The following is a 21,411-nucleotide window of genomic DNA, read 5'->3' on the forward strand; positions in this document are numbered from 1 at the left end:
GGCTTTAAGCCTTTCTACTGCGGGGTTAATATTTTTTTAATTGTTTTAAGCTTTAGGCAATACGCTTTAAGCTTTTTGTTGGAGCTTAAAGCTTACGGCTTACGGCCTATTGCTTAACTAGTACTTGTTTTAATTTGTAAATTTTGCTTTTTATACTGTTGATTTTTTCTATTTGGCTTTCAGCAATCTCATTGTTGAAATACTGTAGGTCTTTAGCTAAAATCAATAGATATTCTGTTTCACTGGCAGAACCCAAAGCTATGTTGAGAAATTGATTGAATTCTTTGTCGCTGTTTCTTCCACAACCTTCACTAATGTTAGTTGGAATTGATGAAGAAGCTCTTCTTATCTGACTTGTTAATCCATAAAGTTCTTCTTTTGGAAAAATAGAAGTTATTTTATAAATCTCTAAGGTAAAAGAATGGCTTAGCTGCCAAATATCATACTTCTTAAAATCTCTCATTCTTTTTTGGCTTTATGCTTTAGTCAATAGGCTTTAAGCTTTTGTTGGAGCCTATAGCTTACGGCTTAAAGCTTACAGCAAATTTAGATTATCGCTAAGATGTCATCCTCACGCATGATCAAATAATCAGTTCCTTCTAATTTTAATTCTGTTCCGGCATATTTACCGTACAAAACTGTATCACCAACTTTTACAGTCATAGTATGATCTTTAGATCCGTTTCCAACTGCTACTACAGTACCTTTTTGTGGTTTTTCTTTGGCAGTATCTGGAATAAAAATACCTGAAGCAGTTTTAGTCTCAGCTGCAACAGGTTCAATAAGTACGCGGTCTGAAAGCGGTTTAATGTTTAAAGCCATGATTTTATATTATATTAAGTTATACGTTTTTTAATGTTCAATAAACTTTCAGAAATTGTGCCATGCTCTGTAAACTGACATTATTTCCTAAAAAAAATGCCAGCTTTGACAGGCTGGCATTTTAATTTATATCAAAATTATTATTTTGCCGCAGGTGCTGCCGGAGCAGGAGTTTGTTGAGCTGGCGCAGCTGGTGTAGATGCAGGTGCTTCTGATTTTTCAATAATTTTAGATCCAGTATCGCCTAAAGCTCCAGTAAAGCTTAAGCTTGAAAGCAGGATCAAAGCAATCAAAATAGTAGCTAGTGTCCAAGTACTTTTATCTAAAAAGTCAGTTGTTTTTTGTACACCGCCTAACATTTGAGTTCCGCTGATAGTAGAAGATAATCCTCCTCCTTTAGGGTTTTGTACCATAATTACTACGATCAATAGAAAGCAAACTATTGTGATTAAAACTAAGAAAATTGAAAATGTGCTCATTGTATTAAATGTTATTGTTATTTTGTTGTAAAATCTTTATATCCGAAATGCGGTCTGCAAAGAAACTAATTTTTTCTGGATATTTCAAAATTAATATTTCATATGCCTGTATGGCCTTTGTATATTTTTTTTGTTCCAAATATACTCGGGCTAAAGTCTCTGTCATTAGGTATGAATTCTCTTCTTCATTAATATTAAATTGAATAGGGGGAGTAGCCATTGTTGGTTTTATAGGAGAAATTTTTGGATTTGCTTCAATAAAACGGTCAATTATTTCGGCTTTTTTCTTCTTTTCTTCCTCAACAGAAACTATTTCAGTCGTTTCAATTGTTTTTTTTTCATCGTTTTCTATATCTTTTGGAGCTTCTGCAGTTCTGTCAATAGGTTCTGCTCTGGACAATTGCAGCCATTCCTGAAAAGAATGTTTTTCACGTACAAAATCTATCGGTTTTCCTATTTCTAAATTTTCCTGCGCTTCTTTTACAGATTCAGAAACTTCAATTTTTGGAACTTCAATTTCTAATGGTTCTGCTTCAGCTTTTGGTTCTTCAGTAATTACTGGTTCTTCAAAAGAAACTGTCGATGCTTCTTTAATAGAAACTATAATAGATTCTTCAATTGGATCAGCATGTACTTCCGGAATTTCATCATCTTCTACTATTTCATCAAAGAAAGTTATTCTTGTAACAGGTTTTTCGATAATAAGATCGGTTGTTTTTTCTTCAACTTCTGCCACTTCCTTAAAAGTATTTAGTATTTCTTCTTCGCTGGGAGTCAGGATAGTTTCGACTGTTTCAGTTTCAATTATTTTTTCTTCTGTTTCTGTTACTTCTCTAAATGTATTTAGTATTTCTTCTTCGCTTGGGGTAAGAACAGATTCATTAACAATTGCTTCAACTGTTATATCTTCAATTTCTGCTGTGACATTAAGAGGACTTTCTGTTTTTTCTTCTTCAAAAGCTGAGATTGGCTCCTCTATTATAAATGCTGGTTCAATTATTTTTTCTTCAGCTTCAGTTACTTCTTTAAAAGAGTTTAATATTTCTTCTTCATTAATAATTGCAATTGTCTGCTCATTAACTAAATTTTCAATTGCTTCTTCACCTGTTACTTCTTTAAAAGTGCTTAGTATTTCTTCTTCCGTAGGAATTACAATTGATGGCTCTGCGGTATATTCAATTGTTTGTTCCTGAATTTTTACAGGTCCTTCAAAAGTTTTGGATTCAATTTCTTCTATTTTGGCTAATAGCGATTCTTCAATAAATAGTTCAGCTGCTTTTTGTTCAATTTTAGACGGCTCTTCAAAAACAACAGTTGTAGCTTCTTTGATCGATTTTAAAATAGATTGTTCGATTGGATCAATTCGAATTTCTGGAATTTTTATAACAGGTTCAAATGAAACAATTTCGCTGTCAAATACTTTAATCTCTAAAAGTTCTTTTAGTTTTTGATCGTAAAAATCATTCTGAATAGAAGTAAAAGTTTCAGAAGTTATAAAATCAAACAAAACCGAACGATCTGCTGTATGTGCCGCCGTTACTTTTAAAGCATAATTATACTTAAAGCTGTTTTGATTGTAAAGTCCTTTTAATCGAAGCGCTCTGGCACTTTGAAAATATGGGAATTCATTCAAAACACTTCCTAATGCTTCTGCCTGATTTTCTGTAATAGCATCAGGTTTGTTCATTAAGTATGTATAATCAGTAACGTTCATTATTAATTGTTTAATCGTTTTTTTGTTTATTCGTTTAACCGTTTATTTGTTTAATTGCATTTCAAAATCGATTAAACGATTAACCGATTCAACAAATAAACATTTTACCATTTTGCCAGCGATTCATTAAATATATCCTGCGTGATTCTTTCGTAAATTGTTTTGATAGCAGAATTTAAAACAGATCCAGTTGGAAGATCCCTTCCTTCAAAATCATAGTAAAATTCAAAAGGTTTCTCAAAATCGTCAGTTTCTTTCTTTTTATTGGTAAACCTTACATTAATACGTATTGTTAAACGGTTTTGCGCCGCTTGCTGATCAGCTGTTGCCGTCATTGGCGTAATTCTGTAATCTACAATTTCTCCTTCATATATCAAATCTCCGCCATTACTAACCAAGTTTAAATTGGTTTGATTTTGGATTAAATCCTGCAATGCAAGTGTAAAATCTCTGTCAATTCCAGGTTCTATCAAATCAGCATTATTATGGAAAAAGTTAACCTGAAAAGTTTTAGCATCAATTTGCCCCGTTGAACCAGTAAAATTGTAAAACCCACAACCGCTAAAAGTTGCCGCAATTAAAAGAATTAGAAGATATTTTAAGTGTTTCATTTTATTTTATATGATTACTCCGTCAGTTTGCTAACGTTCGGGTCAAAGATATTCAATTCGTTTAAAACATTTTTGTGTTTTAACTTCTTTACAGGAAAAATTACAAATCGAATTGTTTAATTTTTCGGTACAAAGTCCTTTCAGAAATCCCTAATTCATCTGCTGCTGCTTTTCGTTTTCCTTTATTTTTTTCTAATGACTTTTTGATCATTTCGATTTCTTTTTGTTCTAAACGCAGAATTTCTTCCTCCTCAATAGTTTCGGCAAATAAATAATTATCATCCGGAATCTGCTGGTAGTTTTCTTCCCGAACGTTTGGTGTCATAACCGCAGTTCTTGGTTCTTCTTCAAAATCAATTTCGCTGTCATTTTCCTGCGATCCGTATATCTTCTGAATCAAATTCGGATTAATATCCTGCATTTTTGAAGTGCCGTTTTTCATCAATTCCAAAGTCAGCTTTTTCAAATCGTTTAAGTCACTTCTCATATCAAAAAGCACTTTGTACAGAATATCTCTTTCGGTACTAAAATCGCTGTCTTTTTTCGTATCACTTATTACAGATGGCAGATTACTTCCTTCTGACGGAAGGTAAGAAGATAAAGTTGAAGCCGAAATATCGCGATTGGTTTCTAAAACCGAAATTTGTTCTGCCACATTTCGAAGCTGACGAATGTTTCCGTTCCATCTGAATTTTTGCAGTAATTGAACCGCATCGTCGTCTAGTTTTAATGGAGGCATTTTATATTTATGGGCAAAATCGGCCACAAATTTTCTAAACAATAAATGAATATCGTCATTTCGCTCACGCAAAGGCGGTAATGTAATTTCGACTGTTGTTAAACGATAATACAAATCTTCACGGAATTTCCCTTTTTCGATTGCATTAAACAAGTTTACGTTTGTTGCCGCTACAATACGAACATTGGTTTTTTGAACCTGAGACGAACCTACTTTTATAAATTCGCCATTTTCAAGAACACGCAGCAATCTAACCTGAGTTGTTAATGGCAGTTCACCAACTTCATCAAGAAAGATAGTTCCGCCGTCGGCTACTTCAAAATAACCTTCACGAGTACTTGTAGCTCCGGTAAAAGCTCCTTTTTCGTGTCCAAAAAGTTCACTGTCAATAGTTCCCTCCGGAATCGCTCCGCAGTTTACGGCAATATATTTACCATGCTTTCTGTGTGAAAGCGAATGTATAATTCTGGGAATATTTTCTTTACCAACACCACTTTCCCCAGTTACCATAACCGAAATATCAGTTGGAGCAACCTGAATGGCTTTTTCTATGGCACGATTTAATTTGGGGTCGTTACCAATAATCTCAAATCGTTGTTTTATTGCTTGAACTGTTTCCATTTGTGTTTTGTTTCAAGTTTTTATTAGTTTCAGGTTTCACGTTTAGCGTTTAACCTTAAAACTTTAGGCTTATATTTTATTTTGCCACAGATTAAAGGGATTAACACAGATTATTCTAAATTATAAAATATATCTTTTATATTGAAGAGATTTTGTTTGAAAATTTACAAGCAATCCTACTTCTGAATCTGATAGTTTTATGTAATTTAAAATCTGAGCAATATGTTCATTTGAAAATTCTTTTATTGCTTTTACCTCTAAAACAATATCTTCATTAATAATGAAATCAGCATAAAATTTATGAGGTAAAATTTTACCCTTGTATTCGATTGAGTATTCCTTTTCTCTTTCAAAAGGAATATTATTTTCTTTAAATTCTAATTCTAAAGCGTCTTTGTAAACTACTTCTAACAGACCCGGTCCAAGATTTCGGTGTACTTCCATACAAATTCCAATAATCTTGTAAGTGTCTTTTTCTCTATGATGCTGCATGAATATTTATTTTACCACAAATCTAAAAATAAATAAAGTAAGAAAATTAATTCAAAAAAATCATTTTAATCCTTTTAATCTGTGGCAAAAAAAAATTAATTCATGCTGCTTAATCCAACAGCTTCACCTTTTAGAGTTCCACTAGTACAGCTTGTAATTTTTACGTTTACAAAATCACCAATTTTATAATTTTCTTTCGGGAAAACAACCGTAATACTTTGAGAATTTCTTCCTGAAAATTCGTCTTTTGATTTTTTAGAAACTTTTTCTACTAAAACTTCAACTGTTTTTCCAACAAATTCTTCGCTTCTAAACCAGGCATGTTTTTGCTGTAAATCAACAATTTCCTGTAATCTTCTGGCTTTCGTTTCTTCTTCAACATCATCTTTCATTTTTCTTCCTGCCAAAGTTCCTGGGCGTTCAGAATACGAATACATATAGCCGAAATTATATTTTACATATTCCATTAAACTCATCGTATCTTGGTGATCCTGCTCCGTTTCTGTTGGGAAACCGGCAATCATATCCTGCGAAATCGAAGCATCCGGAACAATCGCCCTGATTTTATCAATCAAAGTCATATATTCTTCACGAGTGTGCAGACGATTCATTTCTTTTAAAATTCGGTTACTTCCAGATTGAACCGGTAAGTGAATGTGTTTACAAATATTTGGATATTTTGCAATAACATGCAGAATGCTTTCGTGCATATCCTGTGGATTTGAAGTCGAAAATCTAATACGCATTTTAGGGAATCCAACAGCAACCATTTCCAACAATTGATCAAAATCAACTGCAGTCGCTTTTTGCATATCCGAAGCGTTTACGAAATCCTTTTTCAAACCGCCGCCGTACCAAAGGTAACTGTCAACATTCTGACCTAAAAGTGTAATTTCCTTAAAACCTTTGTTCCATAAATCCTGAATTTCGGTCATAATACTTTGAGGTTCACGACTGCGTTCGCGTCCGCGAGTAAAAGGCACAACGCAAAACGTACACATATTATCGCAGCCACGAGTTATGGAAACCAAAGCAGTAATTCCGTTACTCATTAAACGAACCGGCGAAATATCTCCGTAAGTTTCTTCTTTCGATAAAATTACATTAATGGCGTCACGGCCTTCTTCAACCTCTGCTAATAAATTCGGAAGATCTTTGTAAGCATCAGGGCCAACAACAAGATCAACTATTTTTTCTTCTTCCAAAAACTGACTTTTCAAACGCTCTGCCATACAACCCAAAACCCCTACTTTCATTTTCGGGTTCGTACGTTTTACCGCATTGTATTTTTCAAGACGCTTGCGAATCGTTTGTTCTGCTTTATCACGAATTGAACACGTGTTAACCAAAACCAAATCAGCTTCTTCTAAAACCGAAGTAGTATTATATCCGCCTTCAGATAAAATGGAAGCTACGACTTCACTGTCCGAAAAATTCATCGCACAACCGTAACTTTCTATAAATAGTTTTTTAGTATTCTCAGGTTTATTTTCTAAAACAAGACTTTCGCCCTGTTTACTTTCTTCAATAATCTTTTCCATTGTAAAATTTCAAAGTGCAAAGATAGCGTAAATACAGTCAATATGACAAGATGGCAGAGGAGAAATTTTAGATTTTAGGTTTTAGATTGCAGATTGATAGAAAGAAAATCGATTCGTGAAAAATCTAAAATCTAAAATCAGCAATCTAAAATATTCAAACAGCCACAGATTAAAAAGATTAAAATGATTCTTCAAGCTTTGTGAACTTTGCACTGAATTTTCAGCTCATAAAAAAACCTTGTGAACTTTGCGGTTAAAATTTAGATTTAGGGGAGAAGATTTTATATTGATAGAATCTAAAATCTAAAATCAGCAATCTAAAATATTCAAACAGCCACAGATTAAAAAGATTAAAATGATTCTTCAGGCTTTGTGAACTTTGCACTGAATTTTCAGCTTACATTAAATCTTTGCGAACTTTGCGGTTAAATTTTTAGTTTTAGCGCTTAGATTTTATATTAATAGAAATAAATTAAGATTGATGAGAAATCTAAAATCTAAAATCAACAATCTAAAATAAAAGAATTTGACGGTCATAATCCTGTAAAACTTATACCTATATATATTATCGAGAATATTACAGATAAATCTGCAATTTTAAGTTTCATAATATCAAAATACCTCAAAAATTCAATCGCGAGGTTAATATTTAAAAAAAATAAATACTTTTGTTGCAGAAAATAAGAGCAATGGCAAAGAATTTAGTAATAGTGGAATCACCTGCAAAGGCGAAAACGATCGAGAAATTTCTTGGGAACGATTTTCAGGTGGAGTCAAGTTATGGTCACATAGCAGACTTACCATCAAAGGAAATAGGGGTAGATGTAGAGAATGGTTTTAAACCTAAATATGAAGTTTCTCCGGATAAAAAGGCCTTGGTAAGTAAACTTAAGACACTATCTAAAAATGCCGAAACGGTTTGGTTAGCAAGTGATGAGGACCGCGAAGGAGAAGCTATTTCATGGCACTTGGCGGAAGAACTGAAACTGGATACAAAAAAAACAAAGCGAATTGTTTTTCATGAAATTACCAAATCTGCGATTCTTAAAGCAATCGACAATCCAAGGGAAATTGATTATAATTTAGTAAACGCACAACAGGCACGTCGTGTTCTGGATCGTTTAGTGGGTTACGAATTATCTCCGGTTTTATGGAGAAAAATCAAAGGCGGACTTTCTGCTGGTCGTGTACAGTCTGTTTCTGTTCGTTTGATTGTGGAGAGAGAACGTGAAATTCAAAGTTTCAATGCTGTTGCAACCTATTCAATTGTTGCCGAATTTGTAAATGAGGCAGGGAAAGCTTTTAAAGCAAAACTTCCCAAAAATTTCAATACTAAAAAAGAAGCCGAAGATTTCTTAAATCAAAACATCGGTTCAAAATATACGGTAGCCGATTTAGAAACTAAACCTACCAAAAAATCGCCAACAGCACCTTTTACAACTTCTACACTTCAACAGGAAGCTGCAAGAAAATTGTATTTGCCAGTTGGAATCACAATGCAGTTAGCACAGCGTTTGTACGAAGCGGGGCTTATTACTTATATGAGAACTGACTCGGTGAATCTTTCAAAAGATGCAATGGACGCCGCTGAAGCTGAAATCATAAAATCGTACGGAAAAGAGTTTTCGAAACCGAGAACTTTTGCAACGAAAAGTAAAGGAGCGCAAGAAGCGCACGAAGCAATTCGTCCGACTGATATGTCACGTCATACTGTGAATATTGATCGTGATCAGGCTCGTTTGTATGATTTGATCTGGAAAAGAACATTGGCTTCGCAAATGAGTGATGCACAATTAGAAAGAACAAACGTAAAAATTGAAGCTGATAATCACAGCGAAATTTTTGCAGCTTCGGGAGAGGTTTTACTTTTTGAAGGTTTCTTAAAAGTATATCTTGAAGGTCACGATGATGACGAAGAAGAACAAGAAGGAATGCTTCCGGCATTAAAAGTAAACGAAAAACTAGCTAATAATTACATTACAGCTACAGAACGATATTCAAGACCGCCTTCAAGATATACTGAGGCATCTTTAGTAAAAAAACTAGAAGAACTTGGAATTGGACGTCCGTCTACTTATGCACCAACAATCTCGACAATCATCAACAGAAATTATGTTGAAAAAGGTACACTTGAAGGTCAGGAACGTAAATATACGCAGCTTACTTTGCAAAACAGTAAAGTAGGAGAGAAGGTTTTAAAAGAAAACACAGGTTCTGATAAAGGAAAATTAGTTCCAACAGATATTGGAACTATCGTAACAGATTTCTTAGTTAAGAACTTCGGAAATATTCTAGATTATAATTTTACTGCAAAAGTAGAGCAGGATTTTGATGAAATTGCCGAAGGAAATATTGACTGGGCAATCATGATGCAGGATTTTTACAATAAATTTCACCCGAATGTAAAAGAAGTTGAAGCAAATGCTGAACGCGAAAGTGGTGAAAGAATTCTTGGTAAAGATGCTGACGGAAGACAGGTTTCTGTACGTTTAGGAAAATTTGGGCCAATGGCTCAAATTGGAGAAGCAGACGACGAAGATAAAAAATTTGCCAGTTTAATGGCAGATCAAAATATTGGAAATATCACCCTTGAAGAAGCTTTGAATTTATTCTTACTTCCTAAAACTTTAGGAGATTATAAAGGAGAAGAAGTAGAAGTTAGCAATGGTCGTTACGGTCCTTATGTTCGTCATGGAAGTGTGTTTATTTCATTACCTCGAGGAGAAGATCCTTTGAGTGTCACCAAAGAAAGAGCTCAGGAATTAATTGATGAAAAAGCTCTTGCAGATGCTCCAATTGCTGTTTACAAAGGAGAAGATGTTCAAAAAGGTGTGGGACGTTTTGGTCCTTTCATTAAATGGAATGGTCTTTTTGTAAATGTGAGTAAAAAATACAATTTTGATAATTTATCACAGGCTGATGTTGAGGAGTTAATTGAAGATAAATTACAAAAAAACATAGATAAAGTTCTTCACAATTGGGAAGACGAAGGAATTTTGGTTGAAAAAGCCCGTTGGGGACGCTCGGTTATTACAAAAGGTAAAATCAAAATTGAGCTAAGCAAAGATGTTGATGCAGCAAAGCTAACATTGGCCGAAGTTCAGGAAATGATCGAGAAAAAAGCACCAGCGAAAAAAACCGCCGCTAAGAAAACAACAGCAGCAAAAAAAGCACCGGCAAAAACAGCAGCAAAAAAGAAATAAAGAATGGAATTTGATTTTCTAGAGCCTTTAAATGATGGAATTTTAAAATTCATTAGTTCATTGTCTTCACAAGAACTGGGAAGTAAAATCGTTCTGCATACTCAGGATCAATTTCCGGATATTAGTAAAATTAACATTGCAATTGTTGGGGTTTTAGAAGACCGACGCAATATTAACATGGTTAATGAAGTTAATCTTACTACAGTTCGTAAAAAGCTTTATGGAATGTTCCCCGGAAATTGGGATGCTTCAATTGCTGATTTAGGAGATATTCTTGCTGGAGATTCTGTAGAGGATACTTATTTTGCGGTAAAAAAAGTTACATCGGCATTAATTAAAAATAAAGTCATTCCTATAGTCCTGGGAGGTTCGCAGGATTTAACATACGCTTTATATCGCGCATACGATGATTTAGAGCAAATGGTAAATATGGTTGCCGTAGATAACAGATTTGATTTTGGAAAAGAAGATGAAACAGTTTCGGCTAATTCGTACTTAACAAAAATCATAATTGATGAGCCTAATAACCTTTTCAATTACTGTAATATAGGATATCAAACGTACTATAATTCGCAGGAAGAAATTGATTTAATTGAAAAATTGTTTTTTGATGCTTACCGTTTAGGTGAAATCTCAAACAAAATAGCGTTGGCAGAACCCGTTTTTAGAGATGCTGATTTAGTTAGTATCGATTTAAATTCGGTAAAGTCTTCAGATTCAGGTAATGTAATTTCATTTGAACCAAATGGTTTCAACGGAAAAGAGATTTGTTCTTTGGCAAGATATGCGGGAATTAGTGATAAAGTATCTTCGTTAGGAGTCTTTAATCACAATAGTACTGTTCAGGAATCGCCTATTGTGGCTCAGATAGTATGGTATTTTATTGAAGGATATCATTATCGTTCAAAAGAATACCCATTTGGAAGCAGAACAAATTATTTAAAATATATTGTTCCTTTAGAAGAGGAAGAACTAGTGTTTTATAAAAGTGATAAAACAGAGCGTTGGTGGATCGAAATTCCATTTGAAACAAACGGCAGCAATAAACTAAAAAGAAATACGTTATTACCGTGTTCTTATGAAGAATATTTGAGTGCTTGTAATCAAGAATTGCCAGAAAGATGGTGGAAAGCACAACGAAAAAACGCTTTGTAGAAGAAAATTTTAATGAAAATCTTAATTTTTTCAAGTTTTTCAAAAAAATGTTAAAAAATTTAGTAAGATAAGGTTTATATATTGTAAAATTTAACGTTTTACGTCGATTTTTTTAATCAGTTTATCGATGAAATATTTTTTTTTTATTTTATTTAACATTATTTTTGAACGGTAAAATAAATTTCGCAAGTAGTATTGTTTTTTAGATAAATAATAAATACGTTTACGGACTTTTAATAATGAATAGATAATCCCAAATTTATATGAAGAAGTTTATTGCATTTGCAGCAATGTTAACACTGGTAATCGGCTGTGGTAAGTCAGGTGACAAAGGTGAATTAGTTGGTGTTACAGGAGGGAAATGGCATCCCGAGAAGCCTTATGGAATGACATTAGTTCCTGGTGGATCTTTTATTATGGGTAAATCAGATGCTGATTTAGCCAATGTAGAAGATGCTCCAACTAAAACAGTAACAGTTAGATCATTTTACATGGACGAGACTGAGATTACTAACAGTGAGTACCGTCAATTCGTAGAATGGGTAAAAGATTCTACAATGAGAGTGCGTCTTGCTATTTTGGCTGATGAAACAGGTCAAAAAAGTACTGGTGGTAAAGGTGCTAAAGGTGGAAGTATCGCTGATTATGCATTTAATGATTCTGAACCAGATAAAATGACAGCTTACGATAAGTATATGTATGATAACTACTATAGTGTAGGTACAAAAGACGATCCGTATGCTGGTAGAAAACTAAACAAAAAAATTAAGTTAATTAGAGATACTAAAGCTTATCCAGACGAATATTATGCTGAAGTAATGGACTCTATGTATTTGCCAATTGAAGAATCATACAATGGTTTAAGAACAATTGATGTAAATAAATTGAAATTCCGTTATTCTTGGATGGATATTCAGGCTGCTGCAAAAGCTAAAGTTGGAAAAAGAAAAGATTTCGTTAAAACTGAACAAGTTAATGTGTATCCAGATACTACAGTTTGGATTAAAGATTTCGCGTATTCATATAATGAGCCAATGCATAATGATTATTTCTGGCATAAAGCCTATGGAGATTATCCAGTAGTAGGTGTAACTTGGAAACAAGCTAAAGCATTTTGTGCATGGAGAACTTTAAACAAAAACAGCTATATTAAATCTAAGAAAAAAGGACGTGACCTGGTTAACGCATTCAGACTTCCAACAGAAGCAGAATGGGAGTATGCAGCAAGAGGCGGTCTTGAGTCTGGTACTTATCCTTGGGGAGGTCCTTACACTAAGAGTGACAGAGGATGTTTCATGGCAAACTTTAAGCCTAACAGAGGAGATTATGCTGCCGATGAAGCTTTATATACTGTTGAAGCAAAATCTTACGAGCAAAACGGATACGGATTATATAACATGGCAGGAAACGTTTCAGAGTGGACAGATTCTGCTTACAATCCAAATGCATACGAGTATGTTTCTACAATGAACCCTAACGTAATTGATGGAAACAACCAAAGAAAAGTGGTTCGCGGAGGATCTTGGAAAGATGTTGCTTACTTCCTACAAGTAAGTACACGTGACCACGAATATGCTGATTCTGCAAGAAGTTATATTGGTTTCAGAACTGTACAAGATTACATGGGAACTCAAGTAACTGGAAATGGAACCGGTAAAAAGAAATAGTAATTTATAATTAAATCAATACAATAACCAAATCGAATCTATTTTAAAATTAAAACCTAAAAAAAATTATTATGGCATTATTAAGTAAAAAAGCAATGAATTTCGCTTATGGTATGGGAGCGGCAGTAGTAATCGTTGGAGCATTATTCAAAATTACTCACTTTGAAATTGGACCATTAACAGGAACAGTTATGCTTTCAGTAGGTTTATTGACTGAGGCATTAATCTTTGCGTTATCTGCTTTTGAACCAGTTGAAGACGAATTAGATTGGACTCTTGTTTACCCAGAATTAGCTAACGGACAAGCTAGAAAGAAAGCTGATAAAGAAGAAACAACTGATGCCCAGGGATTATTATCTCAAAAATTAGATGCAATGTTAAAAGAAGCTAAAGTTGACGGTGAGTTAATGGCAAGTTTAGGAAACAGCATCAAAAACTTCGAAGGAGCTGCTAAAGCAATTTCTCCAACAGTAGATTCTATTGCAGGACAAAAGAAATACTCTGAGGAATTATCAGTTGCTGCTGCTCAAATGGAATCATTAAACAGTTTATATAAAGTACAATTAGAAAGTGCTGCAAGAAATGCTGAAGCTAATAAAGAAATCGCTGATAACGCATCTAAATTAAAAGAGCAAATGGCGTCTATGACTGCTAACATTGCTTCTTTAAATAGTGTATATGGTGGTATGCTTTCTGCAATGAGTAACAAAGGATAATTAGTTTTTAACTATTATATTAAAATTATTAATAAGAACTAATTAGAAAAAAATGGCAGGAGGAAAATTAACCCCTAGACAGAAGATGATTAACCTGATGTACCTGGTTTTCATCGCGATGTTAGCAATGAACGTATCAAAAGAAGTAATTTCTGCTTTTGGTTTGATGAATGAAAAATTTGAAGCTGCAAACACTACTTCAGTTACAACAAACGAAGGCTTACTGCAATCTTTAGATCAAAAGGCTGCTGAAGCAAAAGGAGAGTTCATTACTGCAGCAGAAACTGCTCACAAAGTTGAAGGAATCTCAAAAGAATTTTACGATTATATAGGTACTTTAAAAGCTCAGTCTATCAAAGGATTTGAGGTTGAAAAAGAAACTGGAAAACTACCATACGAAGCTATGGATAGAGGTGATAATATCGACGACTGGTTTACAGGAGACGGTTACACTAAAAAAGGTAACGAAATTATCGCTAAAATTCAAAAATACAAAGCAGACTTAAAAGCTGCTTTAGGAACAGATAAAAAGTATGCTAACATTATTGCAGAAGTTGAAAAGAAATTTGATGTTTCTGAAGTAAAAAACAAAGAAGGTATAAAAGAAAAATACTTAGCTTACCACTTTAAAGGTTTCCCTGCAATCGCATCAGCTGCTAAACTTTCAGCTTGGCAGAATGACGTTAAAAAAGCAGAAACTGATGTTTACAACAGTGCTTTAGGAAAAGCTGCGGTTGCTGCTGCTTCTTATAGCAACTATCAGGCAATTGTTGTTTTAGATAAAAATGCTTATTTCCAAGGAGAAAAAGTTACTGGTAAAGTAGTTTTAGGTCGTTATGACGAAAACACAAAACCAACTTCATTCCAAGGTCCTGGACAAATTGTTAACGGACAAGCTGTTATCTCTTTAACTGCTGGAGGTGTAGGTGAGCAAAATATTAATGGTCAATTTACATTCTTAGAAGACGGTAAAAATATTCCACTTAAATTTAAAGGAACTTACGTTGTAGTTCCAAGACCAAACTCAGCTACAATTTCTGCTGATAAAATGAATGTAGTGTACAGAGGAGTTGTTAACCCAATCTCTGTATCATTTGCAGGAGTTGATGCTAACAAAATTGTTGCGAGTGCTCCAGGATTATCTTCAGCGGGTAAACCAGGTAAATATAACATGAACCCGGGTTCAGGTACAGAAGCTACAATTTCTGTAACAGGAACATTACCAAACGGAGATAAAGTTACTGATAAGAAATCATTCAGAATTAAAGGTATTCCTGGACCAACAGGAACAATCAGAGGAGAAATGGGAGTTGTTAAAGGTCCTAAATCTAACTTAGAGATTGCTACTATTGGTGCTAAATTACTTGATTTTGATTTTGAAGTTGGTTTAGATGTTGTTGGATTTAATATGAAAATTGCCGGACAGCCTACAGTTGTTGTTAGTGGTAACAGATTAAATGCACAATGTAAACAAGTACTTTCAAGAGCAGGTAAAGGAGATCAGGTTACTATTTCTGAAATTAAAACTAAACTTGTTGGGGCTGGTAGTTATTTATTGCCAAGAACTGCTCCGGTAATTTATGAAATACAATAATTAAGTACTGAAATCTTCAGTCAATATCTTATAATAATACCACGATGAAAGTAAGAAATTTTTTAATAGCTATTGTTCTAATCGCTGGAGGTTTTGCTTCTAATGCGCAATCAAATTTGCTAAATGCAAAAACGCCTGCCCAAATTGGGCTTAAAACTCCTGCGCAACTTATCTCTGATAATGATAAGCCTTTAGCTTACGGTTATGTAGATGATAGAGATATCTTGATGGGTAAAACAACTTGGGAGATTATTGACTTAAATGAGAAAATCAATTTTCCTTTATATTTTCCTGTAGATACTGCTAATATTGGTTCTGACAGACGCTCATTGTATGATGTCTTGACGAAAGCCGTTAAAAAAGGCAAAATAACTGAGGTGTATTCTGATAGTTATTTCAATACTAAAAAATCTATGAAAGACATCGAAGGTGCATTATCTCGTATTGACACAACAGATGCTGGTAGAGAACTTATCAACCAATATCCGGATGACTATAAAACACGTGTTGTTAAGAAAAAAGTTGTTACTGGTACTGGTAAAAAGAAAGTTGTTACTTATGTAGACGAAACGGTTGGGCCTACTAGATCAGTTCCTGCTGAATATATCTTAAAGCAAGATCTTACTGCTGCAGATGTTACTCAGTATAAAATTAAAGGATACTGGTATTTTGATAAACGTCAAAGCGAATTAAAATATCGTTTACTTGGGATTTGTCCTGTAACTCCAGACGTTTACACAATGAATAGTGATGAAAAGGATTATATCGAATTATTCTGGGTTTTCTTCCCTAATTCTCGTGAAGTATTACATGAAGCAAAAGCTTTCAATGACAGTAATTCAGCTCTTCCAATTTCATTTGATCAAATTTTAAATTCAAGACGTTTTAATGCGATTGTCTATAAAGAAGAAAACTTGTACCAAGATCGTGAGATCAAAGATTACATGAAAGATAACGCACAAAATCAGTTATTAGAATCTGAAAGAGTAAAAGAGAAGATTCGTAATTTCGAACAAGATATGTGGAACTACTAAGTTCTAAAATTAAATTATAAGAAAAACTCTTACTGCTAATGTAGTAAGAGTTTTTTTTTGGACATACCGGCAGTATTTAAATACTATTTTATATGAAATTTTAATAAATTACAGATTTTTCAAAAAAATTGAACAATAGAGAAAGATATTAAGTAATTCACGATTTTATTTTGTAATTCTCACGTTTATAGTGTTTTGTAATTGATTTTAAGCATGTTAACTGATGGTTTGTAGAAATTAATTTCTAAATTTGTAACTACAATTTCTATAAATTGATAATATTGTAAGAAAAATAACAATATTATTCAGCAAACTGCGTTTAGGTTTATTATAAAAAATATTATGATGAAAGTGAAAAGTTTTTTAATGGTTATTGTTTTTATAGCGGGTGGTATAACTTCTAATGCTCAATCTAATTTACTGAATGCTAAAACAGCTGACCAAATTGGGCTTAAAACAGCTGCACAGCTTATCTCAGATAATGATAAACCTTTAGCTTATGGTTATGTAGATGATCGTGATGTTTTAATGGCAAAAACTACTTGGGAGATTATTGATTTAAATGAAAAAATCAACTTTCCTTTGTATTTTCCCGTAGATACTGTTAATATTGGTTCTGACAGACGTTCACTTTATGATGTTTTAACGAAAGGAATCAGACAAGGAAAAATAACTGAAGTTTATACAGATAGTTATTTCAATACTAAAAAATCTATGAAAGACATAGAGGGTTCATTAACTCGTGTTGATACAACAGATGCTGGTAGAGAACTTATCAACCAATATCCTGATGATTATCGAACACGTGTTGTGAAGAAAAAAGTGGTTACTGGTACGGGTAAAAAGAAAGTTGTTACTTATGTTGACCAAACAGTTGGCCCAACAAGAACAGTTCCTGCTGAATATATTTTAAAACAAGACCTTACAGCAGCGGATGTTTCGCAATATAAAGTAAAAGGATATTGGTATTTTGATAAACGCCAAAGTGAATTGAAATACCGCTTACTTGGAATTTGCCCTGTAACACCAGACGTTTATACGATGAATAGTGATGAAAAGGATTATATTGAACTATTCTGGGTTTTCTTCCCTAATGCGCGAACAGTGCTTCATGAAGCAAAAGCGTTTAACGACAGCAATTCTGCACTTCCAATTTCTTTTGACCAAATTTTGAATTCAAGACGCTTTAATGCAATTATCTACAAAGAAGAGAATATGTATGGAGATCGAGAGATTAAGGATTACATGAAAGATAATGCACAAAATCAGTTGTTAGAATCAGAAAGAGTAAAAGAGAAAATCCGTAACTTCGAAGAAGATATGTGGAATTACTAACAACCGAAATCAAATTATAAAAAAAACTCTTACTACCTTTGCAGTAAGAGTTTTTTTATTTTATCTATACATTTACAATGCTTGATTATTTAATCGTGGGATCTGGGCTGGCTGGTATTTCTTTTGCAGAAGTTGCCCTTAAAAACAATAAAACTATATTAGTTATCGATAATAAATCTCAAAACTCATCCCGGGTTGCTGGCGGTTTATATAATCCGGTTATTTTAAAGCGTTTTAGCGAAGTTTGGAAAGCCAAGGAACAGCTTGATTTGATGAATGATTTCTATAATCAAATTGAAGAGAAATTAAAAGAGAAATTTAATTTTAAAATGCCTGTTTTAAGAAAATTTTTCTCTATTGAAGAGCAAAACAATTGGTTTGCAGCTTCAGATAAAATAAATTTAGCCCCTTTTTTATCTACAAAACTAATTACGAGAAAATACAACAGTATTGATTCACCATACGATTATGGAGAAGTTCTGCATACAGGTTATGTTAATACAGCTTTATTGGTAGATACCTACAAAGAATATTTGATTGCGAATAATTTATTTCTTGAAGAATCTTTTAACAGCAGTTATATTGAATTTTTAGAATTGGGAATTCAATACAAAAATATTCAGGCAAAACATATCATTTTTGCAGAAGGCTTTGGGCTTCTTAAAAATCCTTTTTTTAATTATTTACCTTTAGACGGTACAAAGGGAGAACTGTTTATCATAAAAGCACCAAATCTAAATCTGGATGTAATAGTAAATACGAGCGTTTTTATTTTACCACTAGGCGATAATCTGTTTAAAGTAGGCGCAACTTACAATTGGCATGACAAAACAGATACCCCTACAGAAGAAGGAAAACAAGAACTTTTAGATCGCATAAAAGAGATTATAACCTGCGATTTTGAAATTGTCAAACATTTTGGGGGAGTCCGCCCTACAGTTGCTGATAGAAGACCTCTGGTTGGAACCCATGAAATACATAAATCGCTCCATGTTCTTAACGGATTAGGAACACGTGGCGTAATGCTTGGACCGGCAATGGCACAGACATTATTTGACTATATAGAAAACGGAACTCCTATAGACCGCGAAGCAGATATCAAGCGATTCCATAAACGATATTTAAAATCTCTTATTTCTGACCGGCCTTAGGATCGTAAGAAATAAACATATTAATATATAGATTTCGGGAAAGACGTAATACAAAAGGAAACAACACAATCAGCGTAATCACTATTGAAACAAAAGATTCCTCTATACTTGCTCCAAAAAATACAAATGAAACAATAAAAGCAGCAATTCCCACAGCGACATTTAATCCGTAACTCACATACATTGCACCATAAAAAAACGATGGTTCAATTTGATATTTTAAACCGCAATGACTGCAATTTTCGTTCATTTTTAGAACTTTAGTCAAATGAAGCGGATTTTTGTCTGAATACATGCTCTCTTTTTGGCATTTTGGACAACTTCCTGTTAAAATACTATTTAGTTTGGATCCTTTTTTTAACATTTGCAAAAAATTTACATTACCATTTATTTAGGTAACGCAAATTTACAATTTTCATTCTCAGTTTAAGGTATCAAAACATGAAACTTTAAACTTTAAACAACAATTTAATGCTTAATATACACAATCTTTCGGTTTCTTTTGGAGGAACATATTTATTTGAAGAAGTTACTTTTCGTTTAGGCGCCGGCGACCGTGTAGGTCTTGTTGGTAAAAACGGAGCAGGTAAATCGACAATGCTTAAAATGTTAGCAAGAGATTTTGCCCCGGATTCTGGAGTTATCTCTCAGGAGAAAGATATTAAAATGGGATTTTTACGTCAGGATATTGATTTTGAACGTGGAAGAACCGTATTAGAAGAGGCTTATGAAGCTTTTACCGAAATTAAAGTTGTAGAAAAAAAGCTGGAAGAAATCAATCATCAATTGGTTACCAGAACCGATTATGAAAGTGAGGAATATGGGCAGATTATTGAAGATTTATCTGATTATACACATCGTTTTGATCTTCTTGGCGGTTATAATTATGTTGGAGACACAGAGAAAATTCTTTTAGGGTTAGGTTTTAAAAGAGAAGTTTTTAATAATCAAACCGAAACATTTTCTGGAGGTTGGAGAATGCGAATCGAATTGGCTAAATTATTATTACAGTCAAATGATGTATTGCTTCTGGATGAGCCAACGAACCACTTGGATATCGAAAGTATCATTTGGTTAGAAAGTTTTCTTCGCAATTATCCAGGAGTTGTCGTAATTGTTTCGCACGATAAAATGTTCCTGGATAATGTTACAAACCGTACAATCGAAATTTCTTTAGGAAAAGCATACGACTTTAATAAACCCTATTCTCAATATTTAGAATTACGCCATGAAATTCGCGAAAAGCAATTGGCAACTCAAAAGAATCAGGCAAAGAAAATAGAAGAAACAGAAAAATTAATCGAAAAGTTCCGTGCGAAAGCTTCAAAAGCTTCGATGGCGCAATCGTTAATTAAAAAGTTAGATAAAGTAGAAAGAATTGAAGTTGATGAAGACGATAATTCTGTAATGAATATTTCTTTTCCTGTATCAAAAGAACCAGGAAAAGTAGTAGTTGAAGCTGAAAATGTGACAAAAGCATACGGCGACAAAACGATTTTAAAAGATATAAGTTTACTTGTAGAAAGAGGAAGTAAAATTGCCTTTGTCGGCCAGAATGGTCAGGGAAAATCTACTTTCATTAAGGCACTAGTAAACGAATTTGAATACGACGGAACTATTAAATTAGGACACAATGTACAATTAGGATATTTTGCTCAGAATCAGGCCGAATATCTTGATGGCGAAATCACTTTGCTTCAAACTATGGAAGATGCCGCAACAGACACCAATCGTATGAAAGTGCGAGATATGCTGGGATCATTTTTATTCCGCGGTGATGATGTCGAGAAAAAAGTAAAAGTGCTTTCAGGAGGCGAACGTAACCGTTTGGCACTTTGCAAATTGTTGTTACAGCCAATTAACGTTTTGCTAATGGATGAGCCTACGAATCACTTAGACATCAAATCTAAGAATGTTTTGAAAGCAGCACTTCAAAAATTTGGCGGAACTTTATTATTGGTTTCTCACGACAGGGATTTCCTTCAGGGAATGTCGAATATCGTTTACGAATTTAAAGATCAAAAAATCAAAGAATATTTGGGCGATATCAATTTTTTCTTAGAACAGCGCAATCTGGAAAACATGCGTGAAGTGGAGAAAAAAGATGTTGCAAAAGCCGCCGCTCCAAAAGAAACTAACAAAGCATCATACGAAGACCAGAAAAAAGGAAAAGCACTTCAAAACCGATTGAGTAAAATTGAAAGTCAAATTCAGCAATTAGAAAAAGACATTCAGCACGACGATAAAATGCTCGCTTCAAATTACGACAAACACATCGAAGACGCATCGTTTTTTACGGCATACAACAAAAAGAAACAGGATTTAGAACAATTATTGATAGACTGGGAAGTTGTTCAGGAAGAGATTGATAATTTTAATGTTTAGTTAAGATTGTTTCAAGTTTCAGGTTTCAAGTTGCAATTTTGACGAGTAAATTTCACCGCAAAGCACGCTAGATTTCTTATAGTCTGGATTTATAATGTACAAAGTTCGCAAAGCTTTATCAACAGTTAGCTTTGCGAACTTTGCGTTTTATG

At 33.6% G+C, this 21,411-nt stretch carries 18 protein-coding genes; 9 read left to right on the plus strand and 9 right to left on the minus strand.

The genetic code is table 11. From position 1 onward, the window contains the following. Nucleotides 1–106: 106 nt before the first annotated feature. The 8 genes from AABD74_RS09055 to miaB all read right to left on the minus strand — a co-directional run bounded on the left by AABD74_RS09055 (nt 107) and on the right by miaB (nt 7,019). The gene (locus tag AABD74_RS09055) at nt 107–463 is read right to left on the minus strand and encodes a four helix bundle protein (protein WP_232681681.1); all 357 of its coding nucleotides are present in this window, start codon (nt 461–463) and stop codon (nt 107–109) included. Nucleotides 464–546: 83 nt separating this feature from the next. Then, the gene (gene groES, locus AABD74_RS09060) at nt 547–822 is read right to left on the minus strand and encodes a co-chaperone GroES (protein WP_012023920.1); all 276 of its coding nucleotides are present in this window, start codon (nt 820–822) and stop codon (nt 547–549) included. A gap of 140 nt (nt 823–962) precedes the next feature. After that, nucleotides 963–1,301, minus strand: coding sequence for a preprotein translocase subunit SecG (secG, locus tag AABD74_RS09065; RefSeq protein ID WP_232681682.1), 339 nt, complete (start codon nt 1,299–1,301; stop codon nt 963–965). Nucleotides 1,302–1,305: 4 nt separating this feature from the next. Then, on the minus strand, nt 1,306–3,015 hold the full coding sequence (locus AABD74_RS09070; protein ID WP_406845305.1) for a tetratricopeptide repeat protein: 1,710 nt from the start codon (nt 3,013–3,015) through the stop codon (nt 1,306–1,308). 104 nt (nt 3,016–3,119) lie between these two features. Next, entirely contained in the window at nt 3,120–3,626 is a 507-nt protein-coding gene (locus AABD74_RS09075; protein ID WP_232681684.1) for an LptE family protein, read from the minus strand. 100 nt (nt 3,627–3,726) lie between these two features. After that, a complete protein-coding gene (locus tag AABD74_RS09080; RefSeq protein WP_232681685.1) occupies nt 3,727–4,986 on the minus strand; it encodes a sigma-54-dependent Fis family transcriptional regulator in 1,260 nt (419 codons plus the stop codon). 120 nt (nt 4,987–5,106) lie between these two features. After that, nucleotides 5,107–5,478 carry a GxxExxY protein gene (locus tag AABD74_RS09085; RefSeq protein ID WP_232681686.1) on the minus strand — a complete coding sequence of 124 codons (372 nt, stop codon included), beginning with the start codon at nt 5,476–5,478 and terminating at the stop codon, nt 5,107–5,109. 95 nt (nt 5,479–5,573) lie between these two features. Then, on the minus strand, nt 5,574–7,019 hold the full coding sequence (gene miaB, locus AABD74_RS09090; RefSeq protein WP_406845306.1) for a tRNA (N6-isopentenyl adenosine(37)-C2)-methylthiotransferase MiaB: 1,446 nt from the start codon (nt 7,017–7,019) through the stop codon (nt 5,574–5,576). 689 nt (nt 7,020–7,708) lie between these two features. On the opposite strand from miaB, the gene topA reads away from it, so the two are divergent. From topA to AABD74_RS09130, 8 genes are all read left to right on the plus strand, one after another. After that, nucleotides 7,709–10,222, plus strand: coding sequence for a type I DNA topoisomerase (topA, locus tag AABD74_RS09095; RefSeq protein WP_406845307.1), 2,514 nt, complete (start codon nt 7,709–7,711; stop codon nt 10,220–10,222). A 3-nt stretch (nt 10,223–10,225) separates the two neighbouring features. Beyond that, nucleotides 10,226–11,377 carry a formimidoylglutamase gene (locus tag AABD74_RS09100; protein WP_232683200.1) on the plus strand — a complete coding sequence of 384 codons (1,152 nt, stop codon included), beginning with the start codon at nt 10,226–10,228 and terminating at the stop codon, nt 11,375–11,377. Between the two features lie 263 nt (nt 11,378–11,640). After that, nucleotides 11,641–13,044, plus strand: a complete 1,404-nt coding sequence (gldK, locus tag AABD74_RS09105) for a gliding motility lipoprotein GldK (protein WP_232683199.1) — start codon at nt 11,641–11,643, stop codon at nt 13,042–13,044. A 71-nt stretch (nt 13,045–13,115) separates the two neighbouring features. Then, a complete protein-coding gene (gene gldL, locus AABD74_RS09110; RefSeq protein WP_232683198.1) occupies nt 13,116–13,760 on the plus strand; it encodes a gliding motility protein GldL in 645 nt (214 codons plus the stop codon). 52 nt (nt 13,761–13,812) lie between these two features. After that, entirely contained in the window at nt 13,813–15,354 is a 1,542-nt protein-coding gene (gene gldM / locus AABD74_RS09115) for a gliding motility protein GldM (RefSeq protein WP_232683197.1), read from the plus strand. A 44-nt stretch (nt 15,355–15,398) separates the two neighbouring features. Next, complete coding sequence (gldN, locus tag AABD74_RS09120; RefSeq protein ID WP_232683195.1) at nt 15,399–16,388, plus strand: gliding motility protein GldN; 990 nt, start codon at nt 15,399–15,401, stop codon at nt 16,386–16,388. 345 nt (nt 16,389–16,733) lie between these two features. Then, nucleotides 16,734–17,723, plus strand: coding sequence for a gliding motility protein GldN (gene gldN / locus AABD74_RS09125; protein WP_232683202.1), 990 nt, complete (start codon nt 16,734–16,736; stop codon nt 17,721–17,723). Nucleotides 17,724–17,800: 77 nt separating this feature from the next. Next, nucleotides 17,801–18,874 (plus strand): NAD(P)/FAD-dependent oxidoreductase, encoded by a 1,074-nt coding sequence (locus AABD74_RS09130; protein ID WP_406845308.1) that lies wholly within the window; start codon nt 17,801–17,803, stop codon nt 18,872–18,874. Here AABD74_RS09130 and AABD74_RS09135 read toward each other — a convergent pair. Beyond that, nucleotides 18,855–19,238 carry a DUF983 domain-containing protein gene (locus tag AABD74_RS09135; protein ID WP_406845309.1) on the minus strand — a complete coding sequence of 128 codons (384 nt, stop codon included), beginning with the start codon at nt 19,236–19,238 and terminating at the stop codon, nt 18,855–18,857. The genes AABD74_RS09130 and AABD74_RS09135 overlap by 20 nt on opposite strands. 107 nt (nt 19,239–19,345) lie before the next feature. Here AABD74_RS09135 and AABD74_RS09140 point away from each other — a divergent pair, with 107 nt between their 5' ends. Then, on the plus strand, nt 19,346–21,259 hold the full coding sequence (locus tag AABD74_RS09140) for an ABC-F family ATP-binding cassette domain-containing protein (RefSeq protein ID WP_232683192.1): 1,914 nt from the start codon (nt 19,346–19,348) through the stop codon (nt 21,257–21,259). Nucleotides 21,260–21,411 lie beyond the last annotated feature (152 nt).

The organism is Flavobacterium soyae (assembly GCF_045348165.1).
GTDB classification, from domain to species: domain Bacteria; phylum Bacteroidota; class Bacteroidia; order Flavobacteriales; family Flavobacteriaceae; genus Flavobacterium; species Flavobacterium soyae.